16 protein-coding genes are annotated in these 20,735 nt (G+C 45.2%); 8 read left to right on the top strand and 8 right to left on the bottom strand.

Annotated elements, in window-relative coordinates; genetic code table 11:
• Nucleotides 1-105 precede the first annotated feature (105 nt).
• From ACF8OF_RS09475 to ACF8OF_RS09465, 3 genes are all read left to right on the top strand, one after another.
• Complete coding sequence (locus tag ACF8OF_RS09475; protein WP_392496424.1) at nt 106-999, top strand: pirin family protein; 894 nt, start codon at nt 106-108, stop codon at nt 997-999.
• 173 nt (nt 1,000-1,172) lie between these two features.
• Nucleotides 1,173-2,189 carry an alcohol dehydrogenase AdhP gene (adhP, locus tag ACF8OF_RS09470; RefSeq protein ID WP_262860515.1) on the top strand — a complete coding sequence of 339 codons (1,017 nt, stop codon included), beginning with the start codon at nt 1,173-1,175 and terminating at the stop codon, nt 2,187-2,189.
• 175 nt (nt 2,190-2,364) lie between these two features.
• Nucleotides 2,365-3,012, top strand: a complete 648-nt coding sequence (locus tag ACF8OF_RS09465) for a glycosyltransferase family 25 protein (protein ID WP_262860514.1) — start codon at nt 2,365-2,367, stop codon at nt 3,010-3,012.
• A gap of 50 nt (nt 3,013-3,062) precedes the next feature.
• On the opposite strand, the gene ACF8OF_RS09460 is transcribed toward ACF8OF_RS09465, so the two are convergent.
• Genes ACF8OF_RS09460 through tssF form a run of 8 tightly spaced genes read right to left on the bottom strand, consistent with a single transcriptional unit; the run spans nt 3,063 to nt 12,257 of the window.
• Complete coding sequence (locus ACF8OF_RS09460) at nt 3,063-3,548, bottom strand: DcrB-related protein (protein ID WP_279800126.1); 486 nt, start codon at nt 3,546-3,548, stop codon at nt 3,063-3,065.
• Between the two features lie 26 nt (nt 3,549-3,574).
• Nucleotides 3,575-5,215, bottom strand: a complete 1,641-nt coding sequence (locus tag ACF8OF_RS09455) for an OmpA family protein (protein WP_392496422.1) — start codon at nt 5,213-5,215, stop codon at nt 3,575-3,577.
• Nucleotides 5,216-5,848, bottom strand: a complete 633-nt coding sequence (locus tag ACF8OF_RS09450; RefSeq protein WP_262860511.1) for a hypothetical protein — start codon at nt 5,846-5,848, stop codon at nt 5,216-5,218. It lies immediately after the preceding gene.
• Nucleotides 5,842-7,191 (bottom strand): GlcNAc-transferase family protein, encoded by a 1,350-nt coding sequence (locus tag ACF8OF_RS09445; protein ID WP_392505295.1) that lies wholly within the window; start codon nt 7,189-7,191, stop codon nt 5,842-5,844. The genes ACF8OF_RS09450 and ACF8OF_RS09445 overlap by 7 nt, the downstream gene beginning before the upstream one ends.
• A 9-nt stretch (nt 7,192-7,200) precedes the next feature.
• Nucleotides 7,201-8,205: a fimbrial protein gene (locus tag ACF8OF_RS09440; RefSeq protein WP_392496420.1), complete on the bottom strand. Its 1,005-nt coding sequence runs from the start codon at nt 8,203-8,205 to the stop codon at nt 7,201-7,203.
• Entirely contained in the window at nt 8,202-9,329 is a 1,128-nt protein-coding gene (locus ACF8OF_RS09435; protein ID WP_262862295.1) for an ImpA family type VI secretion system protein, read from the bottom strand. Before ACF8OF_RS09435 ends, ACF8OF_RS09440 begins: the two co-directional genes overlap by 4 nt.
• A gap of 34 nt (nt 9,330-9,363) precedes the next feature.
• Nucleotides 9,364-10,380, bottom strand: a complete 1,017-nt coding sequence (gene tssG, locus ACF8OF_RS09430) for a type VI secretion system baseplate subunit TssG (RefSeq protein ID WP_262860507.1) — start codon at nt 10,378-10,380, stop codon at nt 9,364-9,366.
• Nucleotides 10,380-12,257, bottom strand: coding sequence for a type VI secretion system baseplate subunit TssF (gene tssF / locus ACF8OF_RS09425; protein ID WP_262860506.1), 1,878 nt, complete (start codon nt 12,255-12,257; stop codon nt 10,380-10,382). The genes tssG and tssF overlap by 1 nt, the downstream gene beginning before the upstream one ends.
• A gap of 950 nt (nt 12,258-13,207) precedes the next feature.
• Here tssF and tssH point away from each other — a divergent pair.
• From tssH to ACF8OF_RS09400, 5 genes are all read left to right on the top strand, one after another.
• Nucleotides 13,208-15,976: a type VI secretion system ATPase TssH gene (tssH, locus tag ACF8OF_RS09420; protein ID WP_279800136.1), complete on the top strand. Its 2,769-nt coding sequence runs from the start codon at nt 13,208-13,210 to the stop codon at nt 15,974-15,976.
• Between the two features lie 17 nt (nt 15,977-15,993).
• Nucleotides 15,994-16,590, top strand: coding sequence for a fimbrial protein (locus ACF8OF_RS09415; RefSeq protein ID WP_262860504.1), 597 nt, complete (start codon nt 15,994-15,996; stop codon nt 16,588-16,590).
• Nucleotides 16,591-16,645: 55 nt separating this feature from the next.
• A complete protein-coding gene (locus ACF8OF_RS09410; RefSeq protein WP_045137601.1) occupies nt 16,646-17,419 on the top strand; it encodes a molecular chaperone in 774 nt (257 codons plus the stop codon).
• Nucleotides 17,420-17,492: 73 nt separating this feature from the next.
• On the top strand, nt 17,493-20,084 hold the full coding sequence (locus tag ACF8OF_RS09405; protein ID WP_392496419.1) for a fimbria/pilus outer membrane usher protein: 2,592 nt from the start codon (nt 17,493-17,495) through the stop codon (nt 20,082-20,084).
• A complete protein-coding gene (locus ACF8OF_RS09400) occupies nt 20,075-20,665 on the top strand; it encodes a fimbrial protein (RefSeq protein WP_025155213.1) in 591 nt (196 codons plus the stop codon). The genes ACF8OF_RS09405 and ACF8OF_RS09400 overlap by 10 nt, the downstream gene beginning before the upstream one ends.
• The last annotated feature ends 70 nt before the right edge of the window (nt 20,666-20,735 follow it).

Genomic DNA, 20,735 nt, shown 5'->3' with positions numbered 1-20,735 from the left:
GCCTTCTCTTTATTTGTCATGTGGATACTTAACAGTATACTGATACCTTAAGGCCGCCGTCCGCGGTGCTGACGGCACGCTCTCACTGACAAGGCAGGTGATACCATGACAGACAGACAAGAAGTCTTACCCCGGCGTATCAGCGCGCGGATTAAAGATGTCGGCGGCGTGCCGGTATCCCGTGTATTACCGGTAAAAGAGCGCCGTCAGATAGGCGCCTGGTGCTTTCTGGATCATGCCGGTCCGGCGGTTTTCAACGGGGATGACGGCATGAAAGTCGGGCCGCATCCGCACATTGGTTTACAGACATTCACCTGGATGCTGGAAGGTGAGGTGCTGCACCGGGACAGCCTCGGGTCAGAGCAGATTATCCGCCCGGGACAGGTAAATCTGATGACGGCCGGGCGTGGTATCACACATACCGAAGACTCTGCGGGCAAAAATGCCCGCCTGCACGCCGCTCAGCTCTGGATTGCCTTACCTCCGGCGGACAGTGCCATCGCACCGCGTTTTGATCACTATCCGGATTTGCCTGTCTGGCATCATGACAAGGTGGATTTCACATTACTGACCGGCGAATATGGTGATCACCGTTCGCCGGTTCTGCATTTTTCCCCGCTGATCGGTCTGGATTTGCTGGCACAGCAGGCAACACAAACCACACTGGATACCCGGCCGGATTTTGAATACGGTATTTTTGTGCTGGAGGGACAGCTGACATACTGTGGTGAAATCTATACCGCCAATGAGCTGGTGTATATCGGCGGGGGATTATCTTCTGTCACACTGATACTGATGAAAGGCTCGCGGCTGTTGCTGCTGGGCGGCACACCGGTACAGGAGCGGATTATGATGTGGTGGAATTTTGTCGGCTACGATACACAGACCTTACAGCAGGCGGTCAGTGACTGGAATCGTGGTGATGTCCGGTTCGGCGTGATTGAAAATGAGCTCCGTGAGCGGCTGCCCGCGCCGCTGTATCCTGTATCCCGTCTGTGACCGGCAATGACGGACACACGCTGAATACAATATTTCTTATTAATGATAGCTGAAATCATTGGCATTCAGAGTGCAGTATTATTTTGCATTTCACGCTAGAATAAAACAGTTAATGGTCGTTATGTTGCTGAACTGAACATAACTTTTCTGTTGTTCTATCACTGAGGTGAACTATGAAAGCAGCTGTTGTCGCAAAAAATAAGACCGTAGAAATCAAAGAGAAAACATTACGCCCGCTGAAATATGGAGAAGCCCTGCTGAAAATGGAATGCTGTGGTGTGTGCCACACGGACCTGCATGTGAAAAATGCCGATTTCGGCGATGTATCCGGTGTGATCCTCGGGCATGAAGGTATTGGTGTGGTGACTGAAATCGCAGAAGGCGTTACCTCACTGAAAGTCGGTGATCGTGCCAGTGTGGCATGGTTTTTCCGTGGCTGCGGTCATTGTGAATACTGTAACAGCGGCAAAGAAACGTTCTGCCGTGAAGTTAAAAATGCCGGTTATACCGTGGACGGCGGTATGGCGGAAGAATGCATTGTCACCGCAGATTATGCGGTAAAAGTGCCGGATGGTCTGGATTCAGCAGCGGCGAGCAGTATTACCTGCGCCGGTGTTACCACCTATAAAGCGATTAAAGTGTCCGGCATCAAACCGGGCCAGTGGCTGGCGATTTACGGTCTCGGCGGATTAGGCAACCTGGCGCTGCAATATGCCAAAAACGTCTTTAATGCCAAAGTGATCGCTATTGATGTCAATGATAAACAACTGGCACTGGCAAAAGAGATGGGAGCTGATCTTACCCTGAATCCGAAAACGGATAATGTCGATGAGATCATTCAGAAAGACCTCGGCGGCGCGCATGCGGCAGTCGTCACCGCAGTAGCCAAATCCGCCTTTAACTCAGCGGTCGGCAGCGTCCGTGCGGCGGGGCGTGTTGTGGCGGTCGGTTTGCCGGTTGAAACCATGGATCTGAGTATTCCGCGTCTGGTACTGGACGGCATCGAGGTTGTGGGGTCGCTGGTGGGGACCCGTGAAGATCTGAAAGAAGCATTCCGCTTCGGTGCGGAAGGCAAAGTGGTACCGAAAGTGGCGATGCGTCCGCTTGAAGATATCAATGCCATCTTTGAAGAGATGGAGCAGGGCAAATTTACCGGCCGTATGGTAATTGATTTTAAACATAAAAAATAATATTCATGTCCGTTATCTGCACTATGGTTCAGCCGCCTTTACAGGGCGGCTTTTTTCATGAAATAACAGATTTATCCTCTAAAATCAGGCCGTCAGATACAGGATAATAGATATTATATAAGTGATAATATGATAGTAAATGGATTATTATCTTCGATACTGTCAGGATAAATAAATGGCTAAAATTTACTGGAATTTTGTTGATAAAGTTGTCTATATTAATCTTAAAGAAAGAACAGACCGCCGGGAAAGTATTGAGTTTCAGTTAAGTAGTCAGGGTGTGCCACCTGAAAAAATCATACGTTTTGATGCAGTCAAAAATGATGATGGTGCATTGGGATGTACGCTTTCTCATATTGGTGTCATGACAATGGCGGAGGAAAATAAATGGAACAATGTTCTTGTTCTGGAAGATGATATGATTTTTAATGATGATAATGAATCCCTGGAAAGGATAAATTATTTTTTCAGCAGTCTGATGAGCACATCCTGGGATGCGGGCTTATTATCAGGAAGTTACTTCAAAATAAGTCAGGAACATAATTGTTTTTATCGCCTTTATTTTTCATATTTAGCGAATAGTTATATCGTCAATCAGCACTATTACAGTACGCTGCGAAGTAGTTTTCTGAGGTCAGAAGAAAAACTGAGAAGTGGTGTACACAGAGATCTGTGTTGCCTGGATTTTTTCTGGAATACCTTGATGGAAAAAGACAATTGGTATGCTATTTATCCATGTGCAGGTTATCAGTCAGTGTGTATGAGTGATATCGAACATGCAGTAACAGACAGAAGACATTATTTTATGCGAAAAATGGATTAATTAGTGACAGACGTAAAATATTCCCCTATTTCAAAAATAGGGGAGGTATATCAGCCTAATAATCCAAAGGTTGAATTTGGTGTGAAGCTGTTTAACACACGAACATAATGCTTACGCTGATACTCGGTAAACTCACCGGTACGGTTCAGAGTAAAAATAATCAGACGGTTATTGTTCGGGTTGGTATCTTTGTGGTAAGGCAGTTTAATCATAGACTGCACCTGTTGCAGCCGCTCACCTTCTTTCAGATAACTGTTGGCAATCTGCACTACCTTCATTTTCATCGGCCCCAGTTCATGGGTGATCATTTTTCCCTCTTCCTGGAAACCGGGTAAATCACGGGTAAAATTCGTGACTTCATTTTCACAAAATTCCTCAACCGTTTCATCCTGATCCAAAAATGCACGGTGAACAATAATATTATATTCATTCAGCGTAGGATCACGATAAATCAGAATGTTGATAGTATTATCAAGGTCAGGTGTTGATGTAATAAAACTGCCCTCAGGAATAATGTACTCGTTATTCTTACTCATAAATAATCATCCTCAAAAATATATAATTACTGATTTTCCTGATAAATTTTGATTTCAACACGGCGGTTTTGTTCTCTGCCATCCTGAGAATCATTATCTGCAATCGGATTTTGGGCACCTAAGCCTCTGGTAACAAAGTGGCTATCCGGAAATCCGGTGGATTTCTGTAACCAGTGCCTTACCTGTTCGGCACGGTTCAGTGATAAGTTAATATTGGTTTTATCACTGCCGGTATTGTCGGTATAACCTTCAATCAAAATTGTTATATCCGGATTTTGTTTAATAAATGTCAATACCGGCATCAGATATTCCGTATTTTCTTCCTTTAACTGAGAGCTGCCGATATCAAAAACAATATTTTTATCATGTGCCACATAGAGCGGGCTACGGGAAAACTCTGTAATTGATTTATCCAGTTTACTGATAAATATATCGGATGGTGTCAGTTCGATGATAAAGAAATAGGGCTTATCATGATGTGAAATAGCATCAGACAGACTTTTCATCTGCTGAATAATAGTAAAACGCTGCTGTAATGCATTGGGTGCGGTTGCATCAAATTCAGCGACCAGACGATTAACGATGGCATTACGCTGAATATTAAAATCCAGTGACCAGAGCAGACTGCCTGTGATTGCACCGGCAATCAGTACCGGAATAAGCAGTAATGAGTAACGTACTTTCTGATAAGGAACCGGTGTCATTTCAGCCGATTGTTTTCTTATCTGCGGTGGTGGTTCACCGGTATTAACCGGTAATGGCGGAAGCGTGAGATATGACGATATCCGCGGCAGCAACGTAAATTTTTTCTGGATCCAGCGGGACCAGGCACCGTGGCGGGTCGGGCCGTTTCCGTAATCAGAAAACATCAGATTGGTAAAACTGAGCACGCTCTCCGAAAACAGGGATTCTATTTCTGTCATCAGACCGGCTTCGTCCAGCCAGTTCAGTGTGGACAGTGCCAGTGCATTACGGTGTTGTGAGGCAATCGCGTGAGATTGCAGGTAAACCGTATTCAGTTCTTTGCGCAGCGCCGTTATTTCATCACGGAACGGCCGGGATGTTGTATCATAAAGATTAAATTTTCCGACCCAGATAGCGTTATCCGGGTCATGAGCAAGCCGCTGGTTGCTCAGGCGTGAATAAATAATTAAGGTACAGGGTATTTCCTGTTCAAACTGGTTTCGGGAAAACGAATTTTTCCAGCCCTGCAATTTATTCAGCAAAAGGATATCGGAATCATTGCCGTCCGGTAATATCGGGAAGATGGCACTGATCTGGTAATGACGGTGTTTCTGACGGATTGCCGTAACCTGTTTATGAATATCATCCGGTTTGTTTATCAGCATCCAGATAATCCGGTTATCAAACCGGAGAGTGTCATCCTCATCCTGCCGGCTGAACCAGGTTCTGGCATAAGGCCCGAGAATAAAGACAATTTCCGGTGCTGTCAGACGATCCGTTTCACCGTCATCCTGCACAACCACCTCTGAATGTTCCCTGATACGGACAGCAGAAATAACAGCAATGATAAAAAGCGAAATACATAACCCGCTCAGCCAGATAAACAGATGTGCTTTATCATAAGCAGCCAGCCCGGCCTGGGTGAGGACAAGGAGACTGAATAAAATAATCAGCCATTTTTTTACAGCGGCAAAATTTTTCATTTAAATCAGGGTATCCAGTGTGTCACGAATATAGAGCCAGATAAAAATCAGAATCGATATCAGGCAAAGGATCTCTGCGGAAAAAATAAGCGGCATATTGACTGTCCGGTAACTCACCGGTGCCGGATATTCCGCGGGTTTGAGTATTTCCGGTGCCGGGGGGGGCACGGGATCAGCCACAGGCGGCAGCGGCAGCCGTTTTTCAAACAGCGGAATCACCGGTTTCAGTATGGTTTTGTATTCCGGTAATCCGGACAGCCGCAGCGTCATCTGATACGCAGGTAAAAAAATGGCATTACGTTTTACCGATGAAAAGAATGTCAGCTGTTCTGTAATATCAAAAGGTTCGCGGTCAAACCCGTAGAAATAATTTTCCAGTAAATAAGGTGCCCAGGAAAGCTGCTGGCTGTCTGTGTATTTCAGGATGATTTTATCCAGATAAATACAGAGCAGCCGGCAGAAATTTTCAGAGTGCTCAAAATAAGGATCCTCCAGTTCCAGACAATCACGGAACTGCTGAACAGACGTCGATAAGTTCAGTTGCAACTCTGATAAAGAAGGAATAATTGCCTCCAAATCAATAAGTGCATCAATACACATTATCTTATTAAAGACATCCTGACTGTTTACCATACCTTCTCCACTGTTTCTCCCCAGCCACAGTCCGTAAAGAAGGGAGCCAGCCGGAGTTTTTTAGGAATAAGATGAGATTTATCTTTCAGCTTTATTTCAAACTGATAAATGTTTTTATTATTAACGGATTCCTGTTCCGCAAATTCTGCGGTTGTCAGACGTTGCATGGCAATAAGTTGGTTATCTTCGCTGAATACACCCAATGACCAGTAATCAATACTATCGTCATTAGCCGTTAATTCGGATTTATTGATGTCAACCGTCTTGTAATAATCACTGTATAACTGAGATATCCATACATCCCGTGATGCAGGCATATGCTCAAAATAGGTAGGCTTGGTATTACTCAGCAGTGCTTTGTCCACCAGTTGTTCACTAAAAAATATCCCGGTCAGATATTCATACTCTTCCAGTGTCCGTTCTGTACCTAAGCAATATATTCCCAGGTTAATATCATCAGACTCCTGAATACCTAATAGCTGACGAACCCGGCCTTTTGATATTTTATCCCGTTCAACCCAGCTTTTTTCAACGACTTTTTTTTCTTTTTTCTCCGTTGTATGATCTCCCCAGATTCTGTCACAACCAGTACGGGTGTAAAAATGATACAGAAATATCTTGTTGGGATAGATGACATCATAACCGTGGGTAAATGCTCTTGCAGACATCGATATCTCTTCCCCCAGAAAAAAGATCTGTGGGTCATTGGGAACATCAAGTACAAACTGACCTGCGGAAAAAATAAAACCACCGGCTAAAAAACATCCCCGGGTATGTTGTTCCGGATCAAGAAGAGAAACCGGGATAAATGAAGGGATATCAATGTCATTAAAATGATTAAATACCATTCTGGCAACGGCCTGATGGAGTTCTTCTTCTTTGTCTTCTGTTGCCGGGGTATAGCCCGGCGGATAGCCGGAAATAATCGGTTTTCTGAAATCGTTTTTCAGGGACAGATAGTATTCAATGAGTTCACTATCCCAATCCGGAATAAAACGGCAGTGAGAGTCTATCTGAAGAAAATAATCTTCATCAGTATAGTATTGTTCACAGCAATGTCTGGCCCAGCACGCACCTTTCGCCTGATAATATTGCACAAAATGAATATTTAGCGTTGCTCCCAGGTAGCTAAGGCGTATAACATCCGGGTTATTTTCAGAATATTCCTTTTCTGTTGCACCCATATCAGTAAAAACAGAAAAATCAGGTTTTTCATCCTGCCAGCACACAGAAATAAATAATTTTTCCGGTCTGGCAGAATGTTCAACCATATTCTTTAATGTCGGAATTAATTCTGAATCCCGGTAACTGGCTATACTGATAAAGATCGTATTTTTCATCATGCGTTTCTGTTATTTAACATCCAGGGTAATGATAGCGGATGCTCTGAATTCCCCCGGTGCCGGATACGGTGTCCCATCCTGCTTTTTGAGTTCTGCCTGCCATCCGAAATTGGCTTTCTGTCCGCTTTTTAAACCAGTTTGACTTATTTTCGTTGAGTTATCGACCATTACAGGACTGCCCTTGTCATCTGTTATTGCTATGAACAAAGATTCCTCATTATTTTTACTGTCCCGGACTTTAATATATCTTCCGCCATTTATTGTACTATCAGCCTTTATTGAAGCGATGACACCATAAGAGCCATAATCTGTTTTGCATTCTATACCAAACTGCAATGGCTTTTTCACTCCCTGCCGGACTTCGGCAGCAACGACAGTACCAAAATCGACAGGTGACGGAGAATCGACTTTACATACGGGGGTACTGACAATCTGAACAGGATTCATGTAGTAAGTTGAAACAGCATTATTCTCAATGTTATTACTGCCAACTTCTCCGGCACTGAATAATAAGGCCTGCATGGGATAGCTTGTATTAAGGTCGACGTTCCCTAATTTATAGAATGAGGCAATAAAGATCCCCTGCGGTGCTATGAAACGACTACCACCTCCCTCCTGTTCATCTGCAGTGTATTTTATATTGTATCTTGGTAACGCACCGGTAGGGCCGCCGGACGGTGCGGATGTCGTAAATTTTACGCCGATACCGTCGATTTTTGTTTTGTACATACCATCATAGTTAGGGTCGATATCAGGTACGATAATCGGACGATTCCCGATAAGAGTGGTAGAGTCACAGAAGTAGTGAACCGGCTGACTCAGCGCTGTAGATCTTATTTGCGCGATAGGTGTAGTCGAGCTAATCGGGGCATCAGCCCGTAATTCAATTACTGTAGCCGGCGTCTCCAATTTTTCGGTCTGATAGTTAGGTGGTTCTACAGCTGTACATACCGCAGCCAGCGCATTACCTGATATTCCCAGTGCGGTCAGCGCCGCCAGTAATTTTATTTTCATGACATATCCTTATTGATATCCAAAACAGCGAGCATGTCAGCAGGGAATAATTTACTGAGCTGAAGGAAATTTTTTCCCGCCGCTTCTTCGGCATATCTCAGCAGTAAAATAATCGGGTTACCGGGTTCGGTTTGCTGAAACCATGCACGCGCTTCACGGATCCTTTCGAGGGCATCCTGCCGGGTGTTAATGACTTTGTCACGATAGACAACCCGTTCGGTTGTCACTGTTGTGGTGTCGCCGTCAATCACCGTTTCTGTCGTGCTGCTGACAGAATCCGCTGACTGACTGCGGGTTTCATCCGCCGGGTCATCACCGGCAAACACTAATTCAGAGGTTAAATCGGCATCTTCAGCAGGAGAAACGCCTGCTGCCGGTTTTTTGCCGTTAGCCGTTAAATCTTTATTAAATAAAGAGAGCAGCTGAGTCAGAGCCGGAAGAGCCGGTGTTTCATTTTCCAGTGTTTCACGGGTCAGCTTTTTAATGGCGTCCACAATCAGCGCCGCATTATTCAGGGAAGCCAGTGTTTTATCACCGTTCAGACGCCATTCATTCAAAATTCCGGTGACACTCTCTTCCGCGAGGGCATTTTCTTCCTTCGGGATGGCAAAAGCGCGTTCAACGTCTTTGACCGTCAGTTGCAGTCCGTTAATTTTCGGCAGTGTCATCTGACGGAAATCCAGCATAAAGCCGTCAGTATCTTCCAGTTCAGAAATGGCATTTGCCCGCATAAACGGCTCAAATTCCCCTTCATCATACAGTTGAGGATGAATTTCATTCGGGAAGTCTTTCAGCAACTGATAAAGTGCGATCAGTCCTTCTTCCAGAGCAAACAGGCCAATCTGGCGGCTGCGGGAACGGATTAACAGAATAATCAGGCGGATATGCTTGCTTTTTTTCAGCAGTGTCAGACAGTCGCTTTCAATTTCACGCCAGTTAACCGGTTCTGTTGTTTCAACAAAATCACCGTATTCCGCACCCATTTTAGGTGCCATTTTTGACTGTAACGTAATGTATAACGGGTCATATTCGATACTTTCGCCGCAGACGAACTTCCCTTCCAGCGGTGTCAGGATCTCAGTGTAAAAATCAGACTGAAAAGTAGAATGCAGTTCTTCGCTCACGGTTATTATTCCATTATCTGTTAAGCAAGGTGGTTCAGTTCAGGTGAGTTTCAGGATCAAAACTCATGCCGGATATCGGCTCGTCCTGTTTCTCCCGCGGCAGCCAGGCGGCGTAACCCAGCTGATGACTGCCGTCGAGATTGGCTTTCGGCACCGCATCCGGGGCCAGCACCAGCTGTACATCCCAGGCGTATTCAAAGCCAACAAAACTGCGGACCCACTCTTTAAGAATCGGCAGATCCTCTCCCCACAAACTGAAGCGCATATATTGTTCCAGTGTTAACGGCCCCAGAATCAGACTGAACTTATGCTGTCTGTCCTGGACGGTATTGCCGAGAATGGCACCTTCCGATAACAGTAATGAGGAATTCAGATCCCCCATCCGGGTCTGATCGGCGGTTTCGAGAAAAATCCACTGTTTGGTGAATTCCCGCAGTTCTACCCGGATACCAAAATAATATTCCAGCGCACCGGTCAGTCCTTCCGGATTCCGCGCCTCACGGATCAGGTGAGATGCAGAAGACAGGCGGGCATGTGTCGGCAGCACGGAGTGGCAGATTTCATCCGGCACCAGGCCGATAAGTGCGCCGATATAAAAAGAGAACCGCTCATCATCTTTGCGGTCGAGTGTGGCAACATCCTGTGAAACAAACCAGTTCCGGTAAAACAGTGACAGCGCGCGGTGATGAAAGATATTGACAAAATCGCGCAGCAGCGTGTCCTGGTGCTCCAGGCGGATAAAAGCCTGTTCGGTAAAATTGACCGGCATCGCACCCTGCGGTCCCCAGATCCCCAGACTGTAGAGATCGATGTGACACAAATTACCGTCGTGAGAGATATCCGCTATTTCACGCGGTGCAAAAACCATATTCGGTGTCTGTCCCAGCCGGTAAGGTTCCTGCTGGGGACGTGACGCCGTCCCGATAGGCGGCATATCGGGATATTTTGCCGCGACCGCACGCATCAGGCTGATAAAGCCGCTTTTCCACGGCTCGTTTTCGTCATACCAGTGCGACAGATCGCTTAACATATTGTGATGCAGATGGCTCATTATAAAATCCCGCGCTTGCCCGGCCGTGGTGTCCATTTGGCCACCAGGCCGCGCTGCATTGAGTGCAGTTCTGTCTCGGTAAAGACGTTAACTGCCGCATGGCGCGATAAGTAGTTTTCCATCACTAACCCGAATAAATAAGGGCTTAATCCGGAAAACCCGACTTCATCCACAGTCAGAATACATTGAACACCCCGGCCATAGACCAGTAATTCGTTGCCGGGCAGCCGGCGGATAACCGGTTTGGTTTTACTGCCGACCAGGCTGTCGATTTGTGTCATGGATTCCTGATCAGCCGGACTGACAAACAGGCGCAGCAGATTACGCAGGGATTCACCGCCCCGGTTGTGATCCATATCGTGCAGCGGCAGATAGTTAAAGCTGAGCTGACGGATAAGCCGCCAGGCAGATTCACCACGGGCAAACGGCGGATGCGGCGGGCTTGGCTGTGACAGGAAATTGGCGCCATACACCGGGACGGAATCTGACAGTGTCAAATCATAGTCATTGCTCCGGTCGATCAGGCGGGGCAGGTCACGGTTAGTGACGAGCGCTTCCACCGAGAGATAACGGATATCATCATCAAACGGGGCTTCCTGCTGATCGACCAGGGAGATAAAGACTTCCGTGCCGATATACGGCGTCAGTGTTTCATATTTACGGCGTGCGCTGCCGCTGGCGCGGGTTTCCCGGCGCAGCGAGAAATAGCGGCCGAAGTTTCCGGAGTCACTGTGGCGTGTCTGATAAATCGGGTTGAAAACCACCTCGCTGCTGTTCTCTGCCTGTTGTCCCATCACCCTGTTGACGGAAAAGACTTCATAATCCAGCGGCCGGCTGCGATCCGGTACCACATGGAAATCATTCAGCGCACGGTTAATTTCGATTTTATCGATCCGTTTCGGGAACAGGTTAATGACCGGCGTGCAAAACAGCAGAAAACGGTCTTTATCAATGTGACTGATAAGATCCTGAGGAAAACGATCCAGCAGAATGATAATTTCCGCTTCGTTGGTGTCATTTTTGCGCAATGCCTCACGCAGATGATTGAGCGTGAAGAAATAAAAGCGCTGGCGGCAGGCAAAATATTCCTGAACCAGATTATGACCGTGGAACATATTCCACTGAACCGGCAATAATGCCTGATCCGGCTGTAAACCTTCGAAAGAAACACCGCCCTTAACAATCGTGGTATCTTTTTTCTCGCTGCCGCCGGTGCGGACAATCATGGCGACATAATGTGCATGGATCAGTTCAAAAATATGAGAAACAACGCGCTCATCACCATCGATATAAAATGGCAGTTTGTCGAGGTTTTCCAGCTGAGAGAACAGGTTGTCACCATCGAGTTTCAGTTTGATCCGCAGTGCGCCTTTCAGGCGTGAATACGATATCCGGTATTTTTCCAGGCTGGAAATATCCGGCGGAATTGAGGTCAGCCGGACATCTTCAATTTCAACCGGCCATAATGTCATATCCTGACTGCTGCGGAACTCACAGCGAGACTGCTCGCCCGGTAATAAACGGGTAAACATCTGGCTGTTCTTCGGAACGTGATAGCCGTTTGACAAATCCCCTTCTTTGGTATTGGGATGCAGCTGTATCACACCCATTGACGGAGTCTGGGCATTATAATTGGGGTAAATGACATCCAGAAAACGCTGGGTAAATTTCGGGAATTCTGCATCCAGTTTTACCTGGGAGCGTGCCGAAATAAAACAGAAGGCTTCAATCAGCCGTTCGACATAAGGATCAGCGACTTCAATACCATTCATGCCCAGACGACCGGCAATTTTCGGATGTTTCTCCGCAAATTCACCGGACATTTCTTTCATAAACGTAAGTTCCCGATTGTAAAAATCAAGAAATTTCTGATCCACGGATATACCTCTGAAAAGAAATGAGTTATGAAGGCAGTACCTGCCTTACAAAAATTATAAAAGATAAATATAAAAAACGCTGAATAAACCTCTGTTAAAAATAAATGCCATGCGCTCATACCGATATCGGATAAGTCTGTATTACCGTGTTATTACCGTAGTTACAAAGTAATAATGTAATTATTTTTTTTAAGTAAAAAGGCGTGAACATTAAATGATTAAAATATGAAAATAAAATATTCATCGTTATTTTCATATCGTACCGCATTCTGTTACGTTTTGAAAATTAATGTCGGGTTATTGAGTTACACGTACTTATACGTATTAGTAATTGTATTTTTAATTAAGATTAATCACGTATTTATTAGTATTTTTACGGTAGAGAGGAAACGTTCGTAATTACGCGGTCTTGTGTTTTTAGGCATTTGATTTTTGTTATTAAACACAATATGTTCATGCTTGTTATGAATGATTTTTTTGTTTTTTATGTTTTTTATTTGATTGATTTATAAGTATTTTTATCAGTTATTGAAATAAGGCGTGGCGTAGTGCCGGCTATGTCTTAAGAATTATCCAAATTCATAAATTTATGTATGCTTATAGTTGTGTTTTCTTCTTCTGCGTAATAGTCTTCGTTCAAAAGACGCGAAGTGAACCTCAGGATAGTGTAGTGCATATAATGACAGATTTTGATTGTACAGGCTTAACCCGGGAATAAACTTAAGCAAAAATCTTATTGCTAAATGTCAATATCTGTTTTTATGATGTAGAAGCGTTTCTTATGTTTGCAGAAACGAACACTCTTATGTTTATGAATATACCATTCTCTGTGAATCTGATTATTTGTGCAGATTATTGAATGTCGTATTCAGAACATAACGTGTTTAAAAAATCGTACACCTGTTAAAGGTGGATTATTAGTATAAACAACACTTGATTAGGTAATAATTGTGGCTTTCAGCAGACAGAGTTTATTCGGCAAACTCGATACGACATTATTCCGGAGTATCGAAAGTGCAACGACATTATGTAAATTAAAAGGTAACCCATATGTTGAGCTTGTCCATTGGATGGTTCAGCTGTGGCAACAGGAACAGAGTGACCTCAGACAAATTGTCCGTCACTTTCAACTCGATATCCAGTTAATGGAAAAAGGAATGGAACAGGCATTGCTGCGGTTACCGACAGGTGCCAGCTCAATTTCTGATTTCTCCTATCATATTGAAATGGCCATTGAACGTGCGTGGGTGTGTGCGAGTCTGGAATATTCAGAAAGCGCCATCCGCAGCGGTCATTTATTGCTCGCCTGCCTGACAACCACTGAGTTGCGCCGGGCGTTATCCGCTATTTCACCGGTGTTTGACAAGATCCCGCTGGATATCCTGGCGTCGGATCTGGCTTTTATTACCAAAGATTCACCGGAAGCAGAGCAGAATGCCACGGATAACAGTGATCTCGGCGGCAAAAACAGCCTGCCGGGTGAAGCCAGCAATGCGATGGCCGGTGAACAGGGTAAAGCAACTCTGGCGCAGTACACCACTGACCTGACAGCGCTGGCCCGTGAAGGCAAAATTGACCCGGTTATCGGCCGTGAGCAGGAAATCAATACGATGATTGATATCCTGCTGCGCCGCCGTCAGAACAACCCGTTACTGACCGGTGAAGCCGGGGTAGGTAAAACAGCCCTGGTGGAAGGGATGGCGCTGGCTATTGCATCCGGTAATGTTCCGCCGCCGCTGGTGAAAGTCCGTCTTCTGAACCTGGATGTTGTTGCACTCTCTGCGGGTGCCAGCATGAAAGGTGAGTTTGAGTCCCGCCTGAAATCAGTGCTGGAAGAAGCGGTTGCTTCCCCGGATCCGGTCATTCTGTTTGTGGACGAAGTCCATACACTGGTCGGTGCGGGCGGTAACAGCGGAACCGGCGATGCGGCAAACTTATTAAAACCGGCTCTGGCGCGCGGCAAACTGAGAACTATCGGTGCCACCACCTGGAGTGAGTTTAAACGTCATATTGAGAAAGACCCTGCACTGACCCGTCGTTTTCAGGTTTTACAGGTTGACGAGCCGTCGGAAGAGAAGAGCGTCGCGATGTTACGCGGCCTGGTGCCGATGCTGGAAAAACATCACAGCGTCTGGATCATGGAAGAGGCACTTCAGTCAGCGGTGCGTTTATCTCACCGTTATATTCCTGCACGCCAGTTGCCGGATAAAGCGATCAGCCTGCTGGATACCGCCTGTGCCCGTGTTGCGGTTGCCCAGAATATCCCGCCGAAGGATTTGCAGGAACTGCAATATAAAACGCAGACAGCATCATCTGAGTTATCACTGGCAGAAAAAGCACTGAATTTCGGCCGTGAAGACAGCGATACGCTGAATGCGTTACAGAATGATATTAAAACACAGACAGCACTGGCGGAAGAAATGGAAGCCCGCTGGCTGAAAGAGAAAACAACGGTTGCGGCGATTGTTGAGGTTCGCAGTCAGATTCAGGCCTTAATCAGCGGTGAAAAACCGGCTGATGTTCCTGTACCGGTAGTCGGTGAATCACACGCAACCGCAGCGGAAAACGGTGATGTTGCCGTGGCTGACGCTGAAGCCGTGGTACTCAGTGATAAAGAACAGCTGGCTGAGCTGCAAAAGCAACTGACTGAGCTGGAAAAAGAGCTTGAAACAATCCGTCTGAATCTGCGTGAAGATGCCGTTATTCAGGCAGAAGTTAACGCCGCGGTTGTGGCAGCGATTGTTGCGGACTGGACCGGGATCCCGGTCGGCCGGATGATGAAAGATGAACTGAATGCCGTTCTGGAATTACCAAATCACCTGGCAGAGCGTGTTATCGGGCAGCAGCATGCGCTGGATATCATCAGTGAGTCTATCCAGACCTCACGTGCCGGGCTGGCGGATCCGCGCAAACCTATCGGTGTCTTTATGCTGGTCGGACCGTCCGGTGTCGGTAAAACCGAAACAGCGCTGGCTATTGCTGAGCAACTGTACGGCGGTGAGCAGAATGTGATCACCATCAACATGAGTGAATATCAGGAAGCCCACACCGTATCGTCTCTGAAGGGTTCTCCTCCGGGCTATGTCGGTTATGGTGAGGGCGGTGTGCTGACAGAAGCTGTCCGCAGAAAACCGTACAGCGTTGTATTGCTGGATGAAGTGGAAAAAGCGCACCCGGATGTTCACGAACTGTTCTTCCAGGTCTTTGATAAAGGCCGGATGGAGGATGGTGAAGGGCGTGTGATTGACTTCAAAAACACCATCATTTTACTGACCAGTAATGCCGGCAGTGACCTGATTTCAAGTCTGAGTGCTGATCCGGATACGACCCCGGATTTAGATGGTATGCGTACCGCACTGCAGCCGGAACTGCTGAAAGTGTTCCCGGCAGCGTTCCTCGGACGTCTGAGTGTCGTGCCGTACTATCCGTTACAGGATGAATCGCTGGGCCGGATTGTCCGTATCCATCTGGATCGTGTCGGTCAGCGTCTGTCTGCACAGCACAATGCTGCATTTGAATATGGCGATGATGTGGTGAACTCAATTATCAGCCAGTGTTCTGTAGCTGAAACCGGTGCACGAATTCTTATTCGTTTCATCGAACAAAATATTTTACCAAAAATCGGTTTACATATTTTAAACCGGAACACGGAATCTGCAATTCAGAAGGTCATCCTGAGTTGCGATAATCAAAATGGATTTACCGTCACCTCTGAATAAGACACGGTAACCGTTTAATGGAAGGCAGTGAAGTATATAAATCATATATTAAGGATATAGATATGAACAAAATGAAGTTAGCATTATTAGTTGCTGGTTCTTTAGTTGCCGGTGCAAGCACCTCCGCTTTTGCAGAAGGTCAGGGAACAGTAACATTCACAGGTAAACTGATTACAGAAACCTGTGAAATTGTAGGTGATAAGGATCAGACGGTTGCCCTGGATGCTGTTTCTATCAAAACACTGGATGCCAGCGGTAAAGAAGGTGGTTTTAAAGCCTTCAATATCACTGTTAAGTGCCCGGTTCAGGCTAACCCGGCAGAATTCAACGAAGTCGGTATCCACTTTGAACCTGTCGGCAGCACAACGCCTTGGGATCCTGCAACAGGTAACCTGAAAAACAATACACAGGGCGGCGCTGAAAATGTGCAGATTAAAATCTACAATACCAACGATGGTGTTCAGAGTCATGCCAAGATTGGTGACGTAAGTAAATGGCTGCCGGGTTCTACGGGCGAACATATATTTAATTATGCAGGTGGTTACTACGCCAGCGGTGCAACCACTGCAGGGGATGTATCTGCTAAAGTTATGTACACTCTGGTTTATAAGTAATAGATGTATAAACAGAGCCATTACTGGCTCTGTTTTTTAATTATCTGAGGTTATTATGTTGGTTAAATTACTAAAGATGTTACTGACTGCAGCTCTCTTTTCCGGTTTTACCGGGGTGGCTCATAGTGCGGTTATTGTAGAAGGAACCCGTATTATATTTGATGGCGGAAAAAAAGAGCAGGTTGTCAGAATTAATAACAGAGACTTATCCAAGCCGGCACTTATTCAGGTATGGGCTGACGATGGTGTTGATGTTAATAATATTAACAATCCTGGTTTACCCTTCGTTATTACACCACCGTTAGTACGAATCGAACCGGGAAAAGGGCAGAGTATCCGGGTTATTTATAATGGTAAAACACTGCCTCAGGATAAAGAGTCGGTCTATTACTTTAATGTTATGGAAATTCCGGCTGAAAGTGAAGACACTAAAAATCTTACACAGCGATTAGATATTGCATTCAAAACAAGAATTAAACTTTTTTACCGACCGGAAGCTTTGCGTAAAGAGTCCTCTGTTTCTTATCTTGATAAATTGAAATGGAGTGTCATTAATATTCCCGGGAAAGGAACAGGATTAAAAGTAGAAAATCCATCCCCGTATTATATTTCAGTTTCCGGTATAAAAGCAAAGATCAACGGAAAAGAAACTGAATTAGACGGTGACATGATTGCTCCCGGGTCTTCAGCTGTTTATTCTCAAAATGAGGGTTCACAGATACTGAATGGAAATATAACGGATTTTACTTATGCAATTTTAAATGATTATGGTGCGCAAGTTGTAACAAAAGTTACTAAATCAGGTTCAGGTTTTGCCACCGTAAAATAAAACCGTTTAGTTTTAAAAGGATTTTATCAGGCAGTTAACAAGGAGTGTAACTGCCAATAACAGGGGTATTAGTATGAGACAACATCAATGGAGATTAATGCTCTGTTCTTTCTTATTTCCTGCCGTATCATTTGGCAATACTGCGTTATTGGCGGATGAAAATAATAGTTCTGATAATAAAGTAGAGTATAATTCCGATTTTATTCAGGGACTGAATATTGACGTCTCTGACTATAGTTATGGTAATCCGGTCCCGGAAGGAACCTATACAGTTGATGTTATTCTCAATGATAATAACCGCGGGAAACGCAGCATTCTTTTCAAGAATATCACCAATAATAAACGGGCTGATGCGTGTTTTACCCCGGAGCAGATAGAAGCGCTGGGGATTATTCCGGACAGCCGTCTGGGTAGTCAGCCGGATGAAAATCAAAATAATGTCAGTGACGGCAGTACTTGCCATCCACTGTCTTATTATGTCCGCTATGCAAAAGATTATTATAATACCGCAGATTTATCATTAAATATCACAGTTCCGCAGGCCAGTTTGTCACAACAGTATTCAGATTATATTGACCCGTCCCGCTGGGATGAAGGGGTTACTGCACTGTTTGTTGATTATAACCTGAACAGCTATCTGTCCAATAATAAAGTAGGCAATAGTAAGGATACTTATTACAATACCAATATTAACTGGACGGCAGGTTTTAACTATCAGGGATGGCGCTTCCGGAACCGCAGTAACTCGGTATGGTCAAAAAATGACAGCTTCAGTAATAAGAATATTCAGCTCTATGCCGAAACCGATATTACCCCCTGGAAAAGCCGTTTAACACTGGGGGAAACGTTCACCAATGGCCGTATTTTTGATTCCTACGGAATCAGAGGTGCGATAGTCGGTACTAATACCCGAATGCAGCCGGATTCTCTCAATAACTTTACGCCTATTATCAGCGGTATTGCAGACAGTAATGCCCGGGTTTTAATTCGTCAGAATAATTACACTATTTATGAAACAACAGTAACGCCGGGGCCATTTGAAATTAAAAACTATGGTGCAGTGGGGACTAACGGAACATTGCAGATGGTTATTATTGAAGCTGACGGCAGTGAAAAAGTCCGGGATATTGTTTTCTCCGCGCCGCCGATGATGCTACATCCGGATACCATACAATACTCACTCTCTGTAGGGGAATTACGCGATAATTCGTCCAGCAGTTCACCTGTGGTGGCAGAAGGTGAATTCCTGCAGGGGATCAATAACTTTTTAACCTGGTATACAGGTTTCCAGTTATCAGAAAACTATAAAGCTGTGGCTATCGGTAATGCACTGAATACCCCACTTGGCGGAATTTCAGTCGATATGACACACGCCCGCAGTGATCTGAAAGATGAATCTCAGTCAGGTGAGTCTTTCCGTATCAGTTACAGTCGTTTGTTTGAAGATACAGATACTAACCTTATTGTATCCAGCTACCGTTACTCAAATGATGGTTATCTTAATTTCCGTGATGCGACAATGATCCGCGATCGCGGGGAAAACTATGATGACCAGAAACGGGATGACGAGGGCAGGTTAATTAATAATTATTTTGGAGTCAGAGCCAAAAACCAATACTCAATTAACCTGAATCAGCGTTTATGGGGTAACAGCTCAGTGTCTGTGATGGGTAACTACTACGATTACTGGACAGATCGTTCGCCGTCATCACAGTGGAGTGTTTCTTATCAGCAAAGCCTGAACTATTTCTCCTATAGTCTGGCCTATCAGCGCGCTAAGACCGGTGCAAACAGTTATGACGACACCTATATGGTTAATGTCAATATTCCGTTCAACAGAGGAATTGACTACCAGCCGTTGTTCAGCAGTTTGTCGTTAATGACAACCCGCAATGCGGATGGTAATACGGCGTTCCAGACATCTGTTTCCGGCAGTCAGGGAGACCAGAGTGAGCTGAGTTATAATCTCGGTGCAACAGCGAATTCACATTCTGAGGCCAGTGATCGTCTGAACGGGTCGGCTAACTACCGGACATCCATCGGGAACTATGGCGTTACAGCATCGATGGATAACAAATCAAACCGTCAGGCCTCTGTGTCAGCCAACGGTAGTATTGTTGCCCATCCCGGCGGTGTAACGCTCGGACCGTCTGTAGGTACTTCAGCATTTGCCATTATTGAAGCGCAGGGTGCGGAAGGTACAACGGCGCTGAATGGCACCGGCAGTAAGGTGGATGGCAGAGGTTACGCCATTGTTCCTCACCTTACTCCATACAGAGAAAACCAGGTCGGGCTCGATGCGAGTAAAGCCGGACCGGATGTTGACCTGATAGATGACCAGGTTGTGGTGGTTCCGCGTGATGGTTCAGCCATTGCTGTGAAAATTAAAACCAATGTCGGTAAACCTGTTGTCCTGATTGTGAGAGGCAGAGACGGTAACTTCCTGCCAATCGGAACCAATATTTATGGCGGTGACGGTGAATATCAGACCATTGTCGGTCAGGCCGGAATGGCCTACCTGCGGGGTTGGGATGGCAGCAGCGGTGCATTATCTGCTAAATCAGGTACTGTCGGTGAGTGTGTGATTAATCCGGAAGCGGATATTGCACAGAAAATATCGGCTGCCGGTGACTCGGTGGTTCAGGTGGAGGTTAAATGTATTTAATCAATATATTCAAGAAGTGCGGAATATCATTATTCTCCGGCGCAATATCTTTATTTACGCTTTTAGGAATATTTACATACGCCAACGCAGAAATTATATGTGATAATTGTCAAATGAACGTTGAGTTCAAGGGAATTTATCAACAGAATACATGTGATATTTCGGTTAATGGTGCATCGGCAAATGAAACAGTCGTATTACCGACAATTTCATACAAGACATTATCTTCACCGGGAAAGGAAGCCGGAGGTACCTTATTTACTGTTGCATTGAAAGATTGTCCGACGGAGGTTGAAGTAAATCTTTTTTTCAAAAGCTTTGCGGGTAATTTAAATCCTGTGACAGAAAATCTGATAAACAAAACAGATGCCGGATCTGCAAAAAACGTTGAACTTAGACTTCGTGATGCATCGTCAAAGCATATTGCGATTGATAATCCGGCATCAATGCAAGTATACGATATACCAAGTACGAATTCCTCGGTATCTAAGAATTATTACGTATCTTATTATGCCGGAGGAAACGCTGTATCTGCAGGTAATGTGGAAGCTAAAACAGTATTAGAAGTTATTTATAAATAGTCGTGATGTTTATATAAACATAATATGTTCACGAGAAGCGGAATTATCTCAGTTTATATTCAGTAATAAT

Source organism: Morganella sp. TYF_1 (assembly GCF_043105645.1).
GTDB classification, from domain to species: domain Bacteria; phylum Pseudomonadota; class Gammaproteobacteria; order Enterobacterales; family Enterobacteriaceae; genus Morganella; species Morganella morganii_B.
The sequence above is the reverse complement of the archived record's forward strand: the minus strand, read 5'-3'. Positions and strand labels throughout refer to the sequence as shown.

Bases quoted from the DNA above. Each gene is read 5' to 3' on its own strand.
- ACF8OF_RS09475 (WP_392496424.1), top strand. From the start codon at position 106: ATGACAGACAGACAAGAAGTCTTACCCCGGCGTATCAGCGCGCGGATT.
- adhP (WP_262860515.1), top strand. From the start codon at position 1,173: ATGAAAGCAGCTGTTGTCGCAAAAAATAAGACCGTAGAAATCAAAGAG.
- ACF8OF_RS09465 (WP_262860514.1), top strand. From the start codon at position 2,365: ATGGCTAAAATTTACTGGAATTTTGTTGATAAAGTTGTCTATATTAAT.
- ACF8OF_RS09460 (WP_279800126.1), bottom strand. From the start codon at position 3,548: ATGAGTAAGAATAACGAGTACATTATTCCTGAGGGCAGTTTTATTACA.
- ACF8OF_RS09455 (WP_392496422.1), bottom strand. From the start codon at position 5,215: ATGAAAAATTTTGCCGCTGTAAAAAAATGGCTGATTATTTTATTCAGT.
- ACF8OF_RS09450 (WP_262860511.1), bottom strand. From the start codon at position 5,848: ATGGTAAACAGTCAGGATGTCTTTAATAAGATAATGTGTATTGATGCA.
- ACF8OF_RS09445 (WP_392505295.1), bottom strand. From the start codon at position 7,191: ATGATGAAAAATACGATCTTTATCAGTATAGCCAGTTACCGGGATTCA.
- ACF8OF_RS09440 (WP_392496420.1), bottom strand. From the start codon at position 8,205: ATGAAAATAAAATTACTGGCGGCGCTGACCGCACTGGGAATATCAGGT.
- tssG (WP_262860507.1), bottom strand. From the start codon at position 10,380: ATGAGCCATCTGCATCACAATATGTTAAGCGATCTGTCGCACTGGTAT.
- ACF8OF_RS09415 (WP_262860504.1), top strand. From the start codon at position 15,994: ATGGAAGGCAGTGAAGTATATAAATCATATATTAAGGATATAGATATG.
- ACF8OF_RS09410 (WP_045137601.1), top strand. From the start codon at position 16,646: ATGTTGGTTAAATTACTAAAGATGTTACTGACTGCAGCTCTCTTTTCC.
- ACF8OF_RS09405 (WP_392496419.1), top strand. From the start codon at position 17,493: ATGAGACAACATCAATGGAGATTAATGCTCTGTTCTTTCTTATTTCCT.
- ACF8OF_RS09400 (WP_025155213.1), top strand. From the start codon at position 20,075: ATGTATTTAATCAATATATTCAAGAAGTGCGGAATATCATTATTCTCC.